A 16,045-nucleotide genomic window follows, 5' to 3' on the forward strand; every position below is an offset into this window, starting at 1 on the left:
AGGGTGATTTCTTCCATTTTTTGTGTGATTTATCTTTTTTCTCTAAAATCACTCGGACTGACACCCGTCTGGAGCTTAAAAAAGTTGGAAAAATAAGCTTGATCGGCAAAACCTAATTCGAAGGCAATCTCCTTGATCGACAATTCAGTACTCTGAAGAAGACGTTTGGCTTCAACACTTATGCGTTGATGGATCAGCTGGGTAGCAGATATCTTTAAATGTTTTTTACATAGAATATTCAGATAATTGGGGGAGATGTGCAATTTTTCAGCATAAAAAACAACTAATTTTTGTTCCCTGAAAAATTCGTCGATCAGCATATTGAATTTTGCTAATCGAGGAATAGATTGGTATACCTTAAACTCCGTGAATACCTGTTCTGCCTCGCGGCTTACGATGGCGGCAATGACACCTGCACGGGCCGTGATCAAGGGAACAAGGGTATTTTCTCGCGTGAGTTCCTTCTTGACGGATTCAAATTCATAATGTAATTGAGTAAATGCCTCTGCTGTAAGGTCAATCACCGGATGATTTTGATAGTTGGTAAAGGAAAATCGAAAGAAAGGAGCAAAATGCTCAAAAAAGGAACGCTCGATCATCAGTTGATAGCCAACGGTCCCTTTATGTATATGCCATTTATGCAGCTGACCTGGGAAAAGTACATGCACCTGATGGCCTTTAATGGGATAATCAACCGAATCAATGGTATGCACGCCCGAAGCCTGATCGAACAGATTGATGATGAAAAAATCATGTTTATGAGGCTTTTCAATAAGCCGCTCCCCGTGCAATTCATTGAATAAGAGTTCTTCTCTGCCAGCGGTCTGTTCTTTGCGAAAACCATCCAACCCAATGACGGGTGCCCATATAGTTGCATTTCGTTTATCCATAATAGCTCATGTCAGCTCTAAAATACGAAACCCCTATGAGTATTCAGCTCATAAACAAAAATTAGCTGCAGACCGGGGTAGCGTGGTGTGAAGATGTTCATTGTACCCAATATGCAGTTAAAATTGGGGGATAATTTGCTAAAATAAATCTATGTACACCCATATATTCTGGCTAATTTTATAAATGTCAATAAGACATCAACAGGAAGTTCAGCTGTAACAGCTAATAAAAAATATACCCCCATGAAAATACGCAACATGTACGTTTTAATTCTGCTGGTAGTGACTTTTATCAACGCGACACCCACTCTTTATGCGCAGGGAGGGGATCAGATATTGGATGGGATAGGTGAGACTGGCATGGTGGCTCGTTATATTTTTGATGGCGATGTCAAAGACTGGTCGCGAAATGGGTTACATGGTAAACTTCAGGGAACAAAAGCTTCCTTTGTTGAAGACCCCCAGTTTGGCAAGGTGCTGTCCCTTTCCGGGGGGAAGGAAGATTACGTTTTATTGCCCGCACAGACATTGACAGATCTTGAATCGCTCAGCATGACCGGCTGGATTTATTTGCGTGCTGAACAGCAGGATCAATGTTTTTTTGATTTCGGTGAACGGCGAACAGGCCATTTTTTTGTGGCGCCAGTAGGAACGGGGACTCGAAAGGGATATCAGGCAGTGATTTCTACGCAAGATGGAACTGAATATGCCGCTACTTCTTCGATGATACCGAAAGGCCGATGGGTGCATATGGCCGTTGTGATTGATATCCCCGCTAAATCAATGCGAACATACCTGGATGGAAAATCCGCTAGGCAAGTCCAAAATATACCACAAGAACTGGCGCACATCATCGGACAACAGGGGGCGAAACGAACACTGCGTATTGGTCGCTCCTTATTGCCGGGCACACCTGGTTTAGATGCCTTGCTCCACGATTTTCGTATTTATCGTATTCCGCTGAGTCAGAAACAAGTCGACAACATATATACCAATGCCCTGAAGGGAGAAAACGAAGAGTCCTCGGCAACTGCGGCGGCAGAAGATGACTTGCCGAAATTTCCAATCAGCAAAGCACAGCTTTATAACGCTTACTTGATAGGTGTATCAGACGTAACCGTGGAAACGGAGGTCGGCGAGCTCCCCCGATTGCCAAGCTATGTGGAGGGAACCTATCGTGATGGCATGGCTGGTCCCAAGGTACGTGTTTTATGGCCTGCACCCAGCGATAATAATGCGGTACTGCAGGAGACTGCCTATACCATTTTCGGACATGTTCCGGGGACAGACCTCCAGCCCAAGGCGACAATTACCGTGAAAGGAAAAGGTAAAGCAGTAACACCGGGTATGAAGCTGGAGCCTTTCCGCCTGGATCAGGTTGTCCTGACAACAGATGGACAGCAGCATGATACCAAATTTATGGAGAATCGCAATAAATTTCTCGATACATTGGCTAAAACCGACCCGAATTCTTTTCTCTATATGTTTCGGCACGCCTTTGGTCAACGGCAACCTGATGGTGCCGAACCTCTCGGGGTATGGGATAGCCAGGATACCAAATTGAGAGGACATGCGACCGGACATTATATGACTGCTATTGCGCAGGCCTATGCAAGCACAGGATATGATCGGGCCCTTCAAGCCGTGTTTCTCCGAAAAATGGATACCATGGTCAATGTGCTATATACCTTGTCACAGCTTGCTGGGAAACCACAAAAAAAGGATGCAAATACCTATGTGGCAGACCCTAAGGCCGTTCCTTTCGGTGCTGGTAAGTCCAATTATGATTCGGATCTTAGCGACAAAGGCATCCGCACCGACTATTGGAACTGGGGTAAAGGATACATCAGTGCCTATCCTCCGGATCAGTTCATTATGCTGGAGAAAGGTGCAAAATATGGCGGTCAGAAAAATCAGGTATGGGCTCCTTATTACACATTGCACAAGATACTGGCAGGTTTAATGGATATCTATGAAGTCAGCGGAAACCAAAAAGCGCTGGATATCGCATGTGGTATGGGCGATTGGGTATATGCCCGTCTTCGTGAAATTCCCGATACAACACGTATAAAAATGTGGAATACCTATATTGCAGGTGAGTTTGGTGGAATGAATGAAGTCATGGCCCGGATGTATCGTGTCACACAGGAAAAGCGGTATCTAAGTGCCGCCCGGCTTTTTGATAATATTGACATGTTTTACGGTAATGCGGCCCATGTCCATGGATTGGCAAAAAATGTAGATACCTTTCGGGGCTTGCATGCCAATCAACATATCCCGCAAATTGTAGGAAGTATGGAGATGTATCGGGTATCACATGAGCCCGATTATTACAAAGTGGCTGATAATTTTTGGTATAAAGTGGTCAACGACTACATGTACAGTATCGGCGGAGTTGCCGGGGCCCGAAACCCTGCCAATGCAGAGTGTTTCATCAGCCAACCGGCTACACTCTATGAAAATGGATTTTCTTCAGGTGGACAAAACGAAACCTGTGCGACTTACAATATGTTAAAACTGACCAGCGATCTTTTTCTCTTCGACCAGCGGGCAGAGTTGATGGATTATTATGAGTGTGGGTTATACAACCATATTTTGGCTTCAGTGGCCAAAGACAGCCCCGCCAATACCTATCATGTGCCACTTCGACCTGGTGCTGTCAAGCAATTTGGAAATCCGGACATGAAAGGTTTTACTTGCTGTAATGGCACCGCCATCGAAAGTAGTACCAAGCTCCAAAATACGATCTATTTTAAAAGTCAAGACAATCAGGCACTGTATGTCAACCTGTATATTCCATCCACGCTATCCTGGAAAGAGCGGGGCATGACGATAGAACAGACGACTAGTTTTCCGAAAGAAGATCAAACGAGTTTGAAGATTAAGGGCCATGGTCGGCTGGCGATCTATGTGCGGGTACCGGGATGGGCTACAAAAGGTTTTTTTGTGACGATTAACGGAGAGCCTCAACATAGCAAAGCCGAACCTGGAACATACGTCAAGTTGGACCGTAGCTGGAAAGACGGGGATCTGATTACACTAAAGATGCCGTTCCAGTTTCACCTGGATCCCGTAATGGATCAGCAGAATATCGCGAGTCTATTTTATGGCCCTATCCTGTTGGCTGCTCAGGAGCCTGTGGCAAGAAAGGATTGGCGTAAAATAACACTTGATGCCCACGATATTGGTAAGTCTATCAAGGGTAATCCCGCAACATTGGAATTTACGGTAGGAGATGTGCGCTTTAAGCCATTTTACGACACCTATGGACGCCATTCTGTTTACTTGGATGTGACCTTAGAGTAGTATTTTGATCCGGTTTCCCAATTCTTTCCTAAATTCAAGATACCTTTGTACAAGTAGTAACGGTATGTGATACGATCAAAAAAACGTAAATTACGAAAAGAACAAAGCATTGATTGGATGAAAATACTTGTCATTGAAGACGAAAAAGAATTGCGGGAAATCTTGAGGACATCGCTTGTGAAGGAGGCGTATACAGTAGAAACTGCCTGCGACTATGCAAGCGCGCTGGAGAAAATTTCAATCTATGAATATGACTGTATTTTGCTCGATATTATGCTTCCGGGCGGCAATGGCCTACAGATACTGGATCAGCTCAAAGAAGCCGATAAATCAGAAAATGTGATTATTATATCCGCAAAGGATTCTTTGGACGATAAGCTGAAGGGGCTGGAACTTGGAGCTGATGATTATCTCACGAAACCGTTTCATATTGCGGAATTAAACGCCCGGATTAAGGCTGTACTACGGAGAAAGCAGCGCGATGGCAAAAACACCTTGGAAATGGGGAATATCGTGCTTGATCTAAGCGAACGCTGCCTTTTGATCGGGGGAGCGCAGATCCCCTTAAATAGAAAAGAGTTTGACATACTCAACTACTTCTTATTGAATAAAAATCGCCTTGTCAGCAAAAATGCGTTGGCCGAGCATGTTTGGGGAGACAATACAGACCAGGCCGATAACCTTGATTTTATCTACTCCCAAATAAAAAATTTACGGAAGAAGTTTCTGGCAAATCAGGCAACAGTAGATTTTGAAGCTGTCTATGGCATAGGATATAAACTGATCGAAAAATGAAATTAGCCAATCAAACGCTCAAGTACCTTTCAGTTTCTGTACTTGTTGTCATCGCATTATGGTCAACGATCTTTTACCTTTTCATGTTGGAAGCTATCCACGATAATATTGATGAAGAGCTGGAAAATCAGAAGCGTTTGATCATTAAAGAGCTGTCGTCGAATCCTACTGTAGCTCCTGACCTGGAATTTGGGGTAAATAATTATAAGGTCCGTGAAATTTCTGAACAGGAGGCTCTTAAAATGAGAAATGTGTACAAGGATATCATGCTGTATATGCAGGATGAAGATGACCCAGAGCCCGAACTCGAACCTGTACGCATGCTTACAACGGCATTTGAACATCAGGGACATTTCTACGAACTGTCTATCATCAATTCCATGATCGAAGAAAGTGACCTGATCAAAAACCTGTTTTATTCCGTTCTTATTCTATTTGTTTTGTTGGTCATTAGCATTGTAGCCATCAATAAGGCGTTGCTACAGCGATTGTGGAGCCCATTGTACAGTTTTTTGGATCAACTGACACGATTTCGTTTAGGACAGACAGACAGTGGACCGACCATGAATACCAAGATTCAGGAGTTTAAGGACCTTCAGCTTGCTGTTAGTACTCTCATCCGTCATAATGAAGAGACCTATGAGCAGCAAAAGCAGTTTATCGGAAATGCTTCACATGAATTGCAGACCCCTTTAGCCATTATGATCAATAAACTGGAAATCATGGCCGAAACGGAAGGATTTTCAGCGGAACAGTCAAACACGATAGCCGATGTCCTCAATACGGCAGAGCGCTTGGTGCGGTTGAACAAATCGTTATTGCTCCTGACAAAGATTGAGAATAAACAGTTTTTGCATAATGAAGACATATTGATCAATACCTTAGTGAGCAATACGATCGATGAGCTAGAGGATATGGCATTATTTAAAAATGTCAGCTTCAATTTTGTCCAGCAGGGAAAGCTTAGGATCAGACTGGATAGTTCATTGGCAAATATTATCGTGTCAAACCTACTTCGTAATGCCCTATTTCACAATGTTGAAGGGGGAGAGGTGAATGTCACTGTCAGTGACAAGATGCTGAGGGTGGCGAATACAAGCCTGCATGCTGCCCTGGAAGGGGAGAAAGTCTTTTCCCGTTTCTACAAATCCGATGCTTCATCCAAAGGTACCGGATTAGGCCTGGCCATCGTTCAGGCCATATGTCATTTGTATGGTTTTATTATTTCATATACCTATGAAAACAATAGGCACATTTTTCAAGTGAATTTTTAGCCCCCGCTAATAAATTCCCAAATCTCTACAGATTCATATCGTTACTTTGTTGTACATCAAAAATGAATTCATGGAATATCACAACGAGCTCATGAATACAACTGAAAATAAAATACAAATGAATAATTATTTAGATATGAAACGTAAATTGACATGGAGTGTCTTATTCCTTACACTCATCACCTTAGGAGCTTTTGCTCAAGACATACCACAAAGCCAGGTACCTGCAGTGGTCATCAATAGCTTTCAACAGAAATATCCACAGGCCAAAAGAGTGGATTGGGAATTGAAAAACGGCATATATGAAGCTGAATTTGAAACAGGCCTGTTTGGTGCCGACCACGAAGTATGGTTGCAAAGCAATGGCACTATTGTGCGTCATAAAGAGGATTTTGCTAAAAATGATCTGCCTCAGGCCGTATTGACACAGATGAAAAGGGATTTTGCCGGCTATCGTATGGAGGATGTTAAGAAGATTACGGAAGGGCAAAGAGTGAGCTATGCTTTCGAGATGAAAAATCGAACTGCTGAATGGAAGCTTATTGTGGATAAACAAGGAAATATCTTGGAAAAAAGAGCCGACTAAAACCGTTCATTGCTCTCAAATGTTCCCCACAAAGACCCAATGGCAGTCCGAAGACTGCCATTTTTTATTTTTCAGCAGGCGTCACTCATGTAAGACATTGCTGTTGTCGTTTTTTATCGTCAAACGAGAAAATAATTGCTAGATTTCTTACTGTTTGTAAATCAGCAAGCTGTATTTTTTTCCTTCTTTATTCTCCTAGAGGAGTACCTAGAACAGCTTACATCACCACTTCAATAGGGAAGACACTGGCAGAGTTTTTGTTCGATTTGGATCTCTAAAGAAAAGAAAAAATATTTTTTTATAGGTAACGCCAACTACGATATGCGATTAAAACAAGAATATGATGACAAAATAACCCAATTGCAAATGGGCGGGTCCCAAGGGCCAGCCGAGATCGCTGAAAGAATAGCGCCTGAACGATGGTTTGATGTGCTTGCTTATTTTGAAGTCCATATCAGCGAACCTGATGCCCCTCAGCTATATGATGCCCTCTTTGAGAAGGGGACTGATTTCCCTGCAAATCTATACCTCGATGATGAAGATTACCAATTTTTCGTGGTTAAAACACGGGAACTGTTGGAACGTTTTGCGCCCACGAACCCCGAAGCATGGGTAGAGCTAGGCTTGCAGCATATATTATGTCGCCGTGTGGCAGTCGATAAAACGAAAGCCTCCTTTTATTTGAATAAAGGTGTAGAGCAGGGAGTTGCAATTGCACGCCCGCTGTATTTGTATTATAATCATCTGGGACTGCTCTCCGACATAGAGCGGAACACCGCAAAGGAGATGCTTGAGGAACTTGCCGCAGCAGGTGACCCCTGGGGGATTGCATATGCAGCTCATCTTATGGTATGGACAGACAAATTTGAAGAAGTATTCGACAATATTCAGGTATTAAAACATGCGGATGACCCTAAATTGCTGCGCCATTATTACGAAGCATTGCAATTCTACTATTCACGAAAGGGAGATAAAGCCAAACAGATCGAAGTGCTGCAAGAAGGGATTGATAAAGCCGAATCCCGTTACTGCCGGTTCATCATGAATGAAATAAAACGTACAGAAGCGACGACGATGGAGCAGCTGCAGCTCCTTATTCCTGCTTACCAGGAGATTTTTGAATATGGCATTACAGACGCTGCGGTTCAGCTTGCGCTTATCCAGCTCCAGGCAATAGGCAATGAACCAAAGAGCGCTGAGGACTATAAGGACGTTTTGTTTTACCTACAGAAAGCCTTTGATTATAATAATAATTATGCAGGCTATCGCCTGGCATGTCTATACCTCTACAATGAGAGTCTACAGGACAGAACAACAGGAATGTCCCTATTGGCACAGCTTGATGAACGGTATGATTATGCCGAAGCCCAGGTTGAACTTGCCGAAATCTATTTGGAAGGCAGGCTGGTATCTGCTGATGAACAACAAGCCTTTCAGCGGTTCACAAAACTTGCTGAAAAGGGAGTTCATTATGCGCACCTGCGTCTCGGAAATATGCTGGAATTTGGCTATGCTGGGACCGAACCGGATTATCAGGCTGCCTTTGTTCATTTCCAGGCTGCTGCTGAAGGCAAATTAGCACAAGCCTTGTACCAGTTGGGGCGATATATCAAATATGGTATACATGGCGAACAACCTGACCCAGCAGCTGCACTGCCTTACTTTGAGGAGGCAGCAAGCTATAATAATGCGGCGGCATTGACAGAAATGGGACTTGCCCGGGAAACCCAAAATGAACCGGACTATAAGCAGGCGTTTGCGTACTTTTCACAGGCCGCAGAGCTGGGATATCCCTATGCCTATTACCTAAAGGGTGTTTATCTGCAAAATGATTATCATCAGTCAGGTTCTCCCCAACCTCAGGAAGCTTTCATAGCCTTTGAAACCGGCGCAGGAATGTATGACCTCAATAGTACCTATGAATTGGCGCGCTGTTATCGCAGCGGCAGTGGTACGGAGATCAATCTGGACAAGATGATCGAGTATTACCGACAGGCCGCCGACCGTAACCATGTGCAGGCATTGACCGATATGGGGCTGTGCTATGAGTACGGATATGGGCTTAGTAGGGATCCTGTGAAAGCCGAAGAGTACATCAAGAAAGCTGTTGATCTGGGATTCCCGTATGCGCAATATGTGCTGGGACGTTACTACCTGAATGGTTTGGTGCAGCAGGATACAGCCGCTGGTCTGGCCTTGTTGGAACAGGCTGCCGAACGGCATGTTGGAGAAGCCTTATTACTGTTAGGGGACTATTACTTCTTTGATTATGACCAACTGGAGGAGTATGATAAAGGGTTCGGCTATTATACCCAGGCACAGCAACTGGGGTATCTCAGTGATGGATTGGGCATGTGCTACGAATTTGGTGTTGGGGTAGAAGCCCAGCCCACAATGGCATTCTCCTATTATAGGCAAGCTGTCGAAAGAGGCAATCAGGAAGCAGGATACCGGTTGGGTAGATGTTATTATTTTGGTATAGGCACAGAGGTCAATAAAAAAGAAGCCTATCAAAATTTTCTGGAAGTGGCCCATCAGGGAAACAGTTATGCCTGTTATTTTGTGGGAACACAGTTATTGGAAGGTGATGGGGTGGAAGCAGATCTACAAGAAGGGGCCGATTGGATAACGAAAGCCGCAGAAGCTGAATACGCAGAAGCACAGTTTACCTTGGCCAACTGTTACCTCATGGGGGATGGTGTCGAAGAAAACGAAGCTTTGGCATTAGAATGGTTTGAACGGGCTGCTGATAATGGGCATGAGGAGGCAATTAAACTGACCAAGAAAACAAGAAAGTAATTACGGAATGGAAGAAGAGAAATCCTATCATTTTCAGGTAAATCTGAAAGGAATGATCGCTTTGCTCTCGGAGCATCTCTATAGCGATCCAAACACCTTTATCCGTGAATTGCTCCAGAATGCGGTTGATGCCATCACGGCTTTAAAGCATTTGGATGAGGGGCATGCCGGTAAAATTACGGTGATTTTACCCGATGAAGAAGAAACGAATTTTATCTTTCAAGATAATGGTATCGGGCTTCAGGAAGCTGATATCCATCAGTTTTTATCCATTATCGGTGAAAGCTCCAAAACTAAAGATATACAGGACGCCAAAGATTTTATTGGTAAGTTTGGTATCGGGTTGCTCTCCTGTTTTGTGGTGAGTGATGAAATCATTGTTGAAACCAAATCCGCACTTGAGCAAATCCCCCTGCGTTGGACTGCCCGTTCGGAGGGAGATTACAAAATCGAAAAGGTTGAAAGGGAAATACCTATTGGAACCCGGGTTATTCTAGTCCCAAAAAAGCAATATAAATACATCTTCGAGGCTGGATATTTTGAGAAGAAAATCCGTTTTTATGGTGATGCACTACGTGAAACCATTGCCCTGGAAATTGGTGGTCAGGCAAAAATTGTCCATCAGGAGGAACCACGTTGGTTGTCATCTTTAGCTTCCAAAACCGACTTATTGACCATTGGTAAGGATTTATTCCATGTGAATTTCTTGGATGCTGTCCCGTTTGAAACGACTGCAGGACGTGCCAAGGGCGTTTTGTATATTTTACCCCATCGGACACAATTCAGTAGCAAGCAGCGCCATCGTATTTACCTCAAGCGGATGTTCCTCTCGGAGGAGGATCAGGCGCTTTTACCTAATTGGGCATTCTTTGTGCGGATGATCGTCAATACAGAAGAGCTGAGTGCAACTGCTTCACGTGAGTCTCTGATGAAAAATGATCTGTTGCGCCAAGCACGTAAGGAAATTGCTGGCCTATTGAAAACTTACCTACAGCAGATCAAGAAAACAGATTTTGATATTTATCAGCGTATTATCCAGACTCATTACCTGCATTTGAAAGCTTTTGCACTCGAGGATGTCGATTTTCTGGATATTTTTTTGGCCGATATTCCATTTGAAACCAATCGTGGGCAGCGGAGTTTTCAAAATATCATTGATTATCAACAAAATCTATATTATTGTGCTGATTTTGAAGACTTCAAGCAGATCGACCGTATGGCGGACACACAAGGAATGATTTTGGTGAATGCCTCTTATACCTTTGATGCCGAGCTGCTTCGGAAAATAAAACAGCGATATTCCAATTATACCGTAACGGAGATGTCTCCCGGACAGCTGCTGGGGACATTCCAAGCCATTCATGAAGATGAAGAAGATTATTTTAGGACTTTTAAAGATGATGTGCAGAAGATATTGGATGACTATAACTGTAACCTAGAAATCCGGCGTTTTAAACCGGTAGATACACCTGCGATTTTTACCAAAATGGATCATAATAATGTGCAGAATACCATCAGCCAGCTAAAAGAAAATGCCAATCCGTTTGCCCGGGTACTGCAGTCAGCTCCAAAAAATAAGGCGAAGAACACCTTATGTCTCAATGTGGACAATGGACTTGTACATAGCCTGACGGAAATAAAGGACCACTACATGTTGCGGTCAGTGATAGAGCTGCTGTATGTGCAGGCCTTGATATTGGGAAAGTATCCGGTACAAGAACGGGAAATGAAAGTGATGAATGATGCCATGAAGAGTCTTATCGTAATGGGACTGGACAACTTTGTGAATCTGTAAAGAAAGAATAATATATGTATACGCTTAAAATTCAAAAATTGCGCAATCAGATCGATCGTGTTGACAATACCTTAGAGAAAGTGAACCTGTTGACACAGGCAATCCGGATCGCGGATGAAAATGAAGATATTGAATGGGGCTATGACCTTCGGCTGGATCTCATTAATCAAGAAATTGATTTGGCCTTTTCAACAGAGTCGCTGCCAGCATTTGCATGGATATTACAAGCTTATGATGATCATCCTGAGCTTTTTAATGAAGAAGATTTTTTATGGCAATATAAATGGATGATGTCCGAGCTTTATGACAACCCAGCGGTGAGCCGGGAGCAGATAGAGGCCGCATTGGCTGATTTTGAAGGAAGGCTACTGCGCAACGGCTATGGTAAACGGGCCATACACAATGAAGAACTCAGTGACGCCTTGGCCCAGAAAGATCTTCCCGCGATCGAAAGGGCATTAGCCGATGTGAAGGCCATACAGCGCGATGATATGAGCGATTGTGAGGCTTGTGAAATGGATGCAGAAGTTTCAGTGGCCTTATTGCAAAACGGCTATGCACTTGCCTGTGAAAAGGCTCTTCCGCTATTGGAAGGGCAATTCAGCTGTTCCCATGTTCCTTTAAGAACTGCCGTGAACCTGGCCTATGAAGGGTACAAAAATGGCGATAGGGAGCAGGCAGTGAAGATGGCCGAACAAGCCGAAAAAGAGATCTATAAGAAGGAAAAAGATTCTGCTATTCTATTGTCGGCAATCAAACTTGCAACTTATTTTTCCTATACAGACGTAGCGAAAGCCAAAGAATGGATCGAAAGATATCTGCCCTGGGCAGATGGCCCCGAAAATCGCTCTATGTTTCAGTTGGCCTGTTTAATGCAGGAGGCGATGTCCAATTTTAGTCCAGATGAAGAATTTACCGTGGAGCTTAGTGATACGCACAGCCTTTTTCAGGGGAAAAATATCTACACAACGAAAGAAATAGCGGTGCATTATAAAAATCAGGCCCATCGGCTCGCACAGCGTTTTGACGAACGGAATGGTAATGAGAACTTTCGGAAGCAACTGCTGCAAGCCTAAGCCTGAATAGGCTATAAATCCCTGATTTCAGTGATGTAAATAGAGCGGTGCGGCAACGATCTTTGTATGAGTTCGTTAAGATTAAATCAGAAAGGTCGTGATCGATCTGTTGGCCGTCATAACAAACAACTATAAAATATATAACAATGATGAAACAATTGATAACTGGCATGTTGACCGTAGCGGTGCTGACAATGTCGAGCTGTGGTTCAGAAACGAAAGATCCGGTAAGCTATAATAATTCTATTATTACCGTGATCAATGGTAGTGAAAAACATATCACCGATATGAATGCCGCCATGAATGGTGCCGACTATGCAAAAGCCGAGCAAGTACGCACAGATTGGGAAAAAGCCCTTAATGACGATATCAAAAAAGTAGAAGACCTCGGCGATTTCAAAGGCGATGCCAGCTTCCAAAAGGCTGTTCTTGACGGTTTGAATGGATACAAGAAGATCGTTACGGAAGATTACCCAAAATTGATCGAACTGCGTAAAAGTAAGACTCCAGATGCTGCAACAGAATCAACACTGCTTGACAACATTAATAAAGCGTTTGAAAGTATGAGCAATGGTGTCAATAAAGCATCGACAGCATTTGAAAGCAAATACGCTGGATAAATATTCAGCTTTTCAGCACTTTTTCAGTTGAAACTGAAAATGGCCAGATTCCTAAGGAATCTGGCCATTTTTCTTTACTTTCTTAATCTCCGTCACCCGTTTTAGTTTTATCGTTTGTTGTTTTGCTCAAAGTAGCGGCACTCATTTTATTGGTTGATGGATCGGAGCTTACTTAAAGAAACGTTAAAGCCAAAAGAGTTATTTCTGAATAGTGTATTTTTATGTAGCTTTACCTGTATAGAAAGTGCCTTATGAAGTTGATATCAATTTTAAAGATTGTTTTTATATCGTTTTTTATGTGTTTATTGACCAGCACAAAAGCGCAGAAGAATGAGCAAAAAGAGGATTGGCTCGTATTGATGAATGCAGATACACTGTATGGGAAGATTACCTCAGTAAAGGATCGCAGGCTTAAGTTTGAAAACGAGCACAAGGAGAAACTGACCTTTACACCCGATCAAGTATTCAGGGCCTATTGGCAGTCCAAAAAGAAGGTCTATGCTCCTTCGTATGTTGAAAATGGGTTGGAAGCCGTTCCAGGGACCTCACCTCAGGTATATCAGATCAGGAGGGATTATGATCTGGAACCAACTTTTGCGGAAGTACTGGTAGATGGGGAGATTATGGCTTATTATGTGTCTGAACTAAATTTTGGGGGCGAAGGAGGAATGATGATTGGCAGCGGTGGTGCTTTTCCGATGGTAGGCTTGAGCATCAATAAATCAAAACGGGCATATGCACTGAAAAAAGCAACCGGTGAAGTGATCGAGATCAGTAACAATACGAATGGGTTGTTTAGTGGCAGTAAGAAGAAACGTACAATCACATTTGGCAAACTGATTAATGATGAACCGGTGTTGTTTGCCGAATTTGAAAAGGAACAGAAATATAATTATGATGTCTTCATAAAATATCTGATGCGGTACAATGAGCTTCAGGACAGGAAGGGATCCCCAATGGATTCGACCAAGCTTTTTGTATATTAACCTTCAATACTCATCCTGCAATAACAAAGAAATTATGATACTCAACATCTTTATTGTACTGACCATTATATCAGGCTATGGTTTTTGGCTCTTGTTTGAAAAAGCTGGACGCCGTGGTTGGGAAGGAATTATCCCGATTTATAGCCAATGGATTCAAGCCCGGATGACGGGGCGACCATACTGGTATATTGGTTTGTTGCTCATTCCCATTGTGAATATTTTTGTTTTCTATAATCTTTATCTTGACTTTATTCATGGTTTTGGCAAAAGGAGATTTTGGGAAAACTGCGCGGCAGTGCTTTTTCCCTTTATCGTGCTGCCTTGGTGGGGCAATGATAGTGATGTCGTATTTCTCAATGGACTAGCAGCTAAAAATATGAAGGTGGCCAGGGCCGAGGGAAAGATAACAACAAAGGCGTCTGAACTCGATGTGACACAAGCAGCCTATCAGGAATATAAAGCCAAATATCCGTATAAAAAGTCAATGCTACGGGAATGGGCAGATGCGATCGTTTTTGCGACAGTTGCAGCGACATTAATCCGCGGTTTTTTATTGGAAGCCTTTATGATTCCTTCAGGTTCAATGCAGCAGATCTTGTTAATAGGGGATTACCTGTTTGTCAGCAAGCTGAATTATGGTCCCCGCATTCCTAATACGCCGATAGCATTTCCTTTTGCCCATCATACGATGCCTGTATTTGGCGGAAAGGCTTTTTCGGAGCTGATCAAACTACCGTATAAACGGCTTCCAGGTTTTCAGGAGATCAAGCGGAATGATGTCGTGGTATTTAATGCTCCGGCCGGAGATACGGTGGCTGTGGAAAACCAAGATATTCCTTACTATGATCTGGTACGTGCAATGGGAGCTGAGGCTGTACAGCAGCAATTTACGATTCAGACCCGACCAGTCGACAAAAGAGAACATCTGATCAAGCGCTGTGTGGGGATGCCCGGAGATAAAATAAGCATGAAAGAGGGCGTGTTATTCGTTAATGACCAACCTGGTTTTGTTGCACCGGAAAGTCAGATGGATTATATCGTGATGACGGATGCGACTGGTCTTGATGAACAACGTTTGCGGGATATGGGAATCGAGATCGCGCAAGTTCAGCCTGGGGTCTACAGGATCTTTTTAACAAAAGAGCAAGCCAATATGGTAAAATCATGGTCCAATGTAAAATCGATGCAGATGATCTTAGAAAAATCAGGAGTTGCCCAGGAGAACACCTTTCCCAATGACCCACAATATCAATGGAACTACGATAATTTTGGCCCTTTTGTGATCCCTCGTAAAGGTATGACTGTCCCATTGAATGCCCAGACTTTACCTTTATATGGGCGTGCCATTCGTGTTTATGAGGGCAATAACCTTGAAAAGAGAGCTGATGGGCTGTACTTGAATGGGAGCAAGGTAGATTCTTATACCTTTAAAATGGATTATTATTGGATGATGGGTGATAACAGACATAATTCGCTCGATGCCAGGGATTGGGGCTTTGTCCCGGAAGACCATATTGTAGGTAAAGCGCTATTTACATGGATGAGCTGGAACGCAGATGGAAATGGACTTTCTAAAATACGGTGGAATAGAATTTTTAAAGGGATCCATTAAACCAGGATCTTCCTGCTTCATCAACAAAAGGCTACTTGTGATTCCAAGTAGCCTTTTTGTTTGGAATTTTACATATGGGTCTAATACGGTTCTTACTTTACAGTTGGTCTAATACGGTTCTTCCTTTACCCCTGCCGCCAGAGAGCTATCCCGAGCGCATCCATGGTTTATCCTCTAAATTAAGGAGGGTTCTGGATTTCTTATTCTTTAGTTTAGCTTTTGTCTATATATAGCTTAGTATTAAATTAGGTTTTGTTTAGGTATAACCTAAGTTAAACCTAAACAAAACCTAACTAAAACCTAAAC

11 protein-coding genes are annotated in these 16,045 nt (G+C 43.1%); 10 read left to right on the forward strand and 1 reads right to left on the reverse strand.

Going from position 1 to position 16,045, the window contains the following annotated elements; genetic code table 11:
- Positions 1–29: 29 nt before the first annotated feature.
- Positions 30–890 carry a helix-turn-helix domain-containing protein gene (locus HX021_RS21420; RefSeq protein WP_286592668.1) on the reverse strand — a complete coding sequence of 287 codons (861 nt, stop codon included), beginning with the start codon at positions 888–890 and terminating at the stop codon, positions 30–32.
- 243 nt (positions 891–1,133) lie between these two features.
- Here HX021_RS21420 and HX021_RS21425 point away from each other — a divergent pair, with 243 nt between their 5' ends.
- The 10 genes from HX021_RS21425 to lepB all read left to right on the forward strand — a co-directional run bounded on the left by HX021_RS21425 (position 1,134) and on the right by lepB (position 15,739).
- Entirely contained in the window at positions 1,134–4,196 is a 3,063-nt protein-coding gene (locus tag HX021_RS21425; protein WP_286592669.1) for a beta-L-arabinofuranosidase domain-containing protein, read from the forward strand.
- 117 nt (positions 4,197–4,313) lie between these two features.
- On the forward strand, positions 4,314–4,991 hold the full coding sequence (locus HX021_RS21430) for a response regulator transcription factor (protein WP_286592670.1): 678 nt from the start codon (positions 4,314–4,316) through the stop codon (positions 4,989–4,991).
- The gene (locus HX021_RS21435; RefSeq protein WP_286592671.1) at positions 4,988–6,265 is read left to right on the forward strand and encodes a sensor histidine kinase; all 1,278 of its coding nucleotides are present in this window, start codon (positions 4,988–4,990) and stop codon (positions 6,263–6,265) included. Before HX021_RS21430 ends, HX021_RS21435 begins: the two co-directional genes overlap by 4 nt.
- 70 nt (positions 6,266–6,335) lie before the next feature.
- Entirely contained in the window at positions 6,336–6,851 is a 516-nt protein-coding gene (locus HX021_RS21440) for a PepSY-like domain-containing protein (RefSeq protein ID WP_286592672.1), read from the forward strand.
- A 321-nt stretch (positions 6,852–7,172) separates the two neighbouring features.
- Positions 7,173–9,650 (forward strand): tetratricopeptide repeat protein, encoded by a 2,478-nt coding sequence (locus tag HX021_RS21445; RefSeq protein WP_286592673.1) that lies wholly within the window; start codon positions 7,173–7,175, stop codon positions 9,648–9,650.
- A gap of 7 nt (positions 9,651–9,657) precedes the next feature.
- A complete protein-coding gene (locus tag HX021_RS21450; protein ID WP_286592674.1) occupies positions 9,658–11,445 on the forward strand; it encodes an HSP90 family protein in 1,788 nt (595 codons plus the stop codon).
- Between the two features lie 14 nt (positions 11,446–11,459).
- Positions 11,460–12,521 (forward strand): hypothetical protein, encoded by a 1,062-nt coding sequence (locus HX021_RS21455; RefSeq protein ID WP_286592675.1) that lies wholly within the window; start codon positions 11,460–11,462, stop codon positions 12,519–12,521.
- A 146-nt stretch (positions 12,522–12,667) separates the two neighbouring features.
- Entirely contained in the window at positions 12,668–13,141 is a 474-nt protein-coding gene (locus HX021_RS21460) for an LIC11966 family surface protein (RefSeq protein WP_286592676.1), read from the forward strand.
- Positions 13,142–13,392: 251 nt separating this feature from the next.
- Positions 13,393–14,127 carry a hypothetical protein gene (locus HX021_RS21465; protein WP_286592677.1) on the forward strand — a complete coding sequence of 245 codons (735 nt, stop codon included), beginning with the start codon at positions 13,393–13,395 and terminating at the stop codon, positions 14,125–14,127.
- Between the two features lie 34 nt (positions 14,128–14,161).
- Positions 14,162–15,739 carry a signal peptidase I gene (gene lepB / locus HX021_RS21470; RefSeq protein ID WP_286592678.1) on the forward strand — a complete coding sequence of 526 codons (1,578 nt, stop codon included), beginning with the start codon at positions 14,162–14,164 and terminating at the stop codon, positions 15,737–15,739.
- The last annotated feature ends 306 nt before the right edge of the window (positions 15,740–16,045 follow it).

This window comes from Sphingobacterium sp. N143 (assembly GCF_030325625.1).
Classification (GTDB): Bacteria; Bacteroidota; Bacteroidia; order Sphingobacteriales; family Sphingobacteriaceae; genus Sphingobacterium.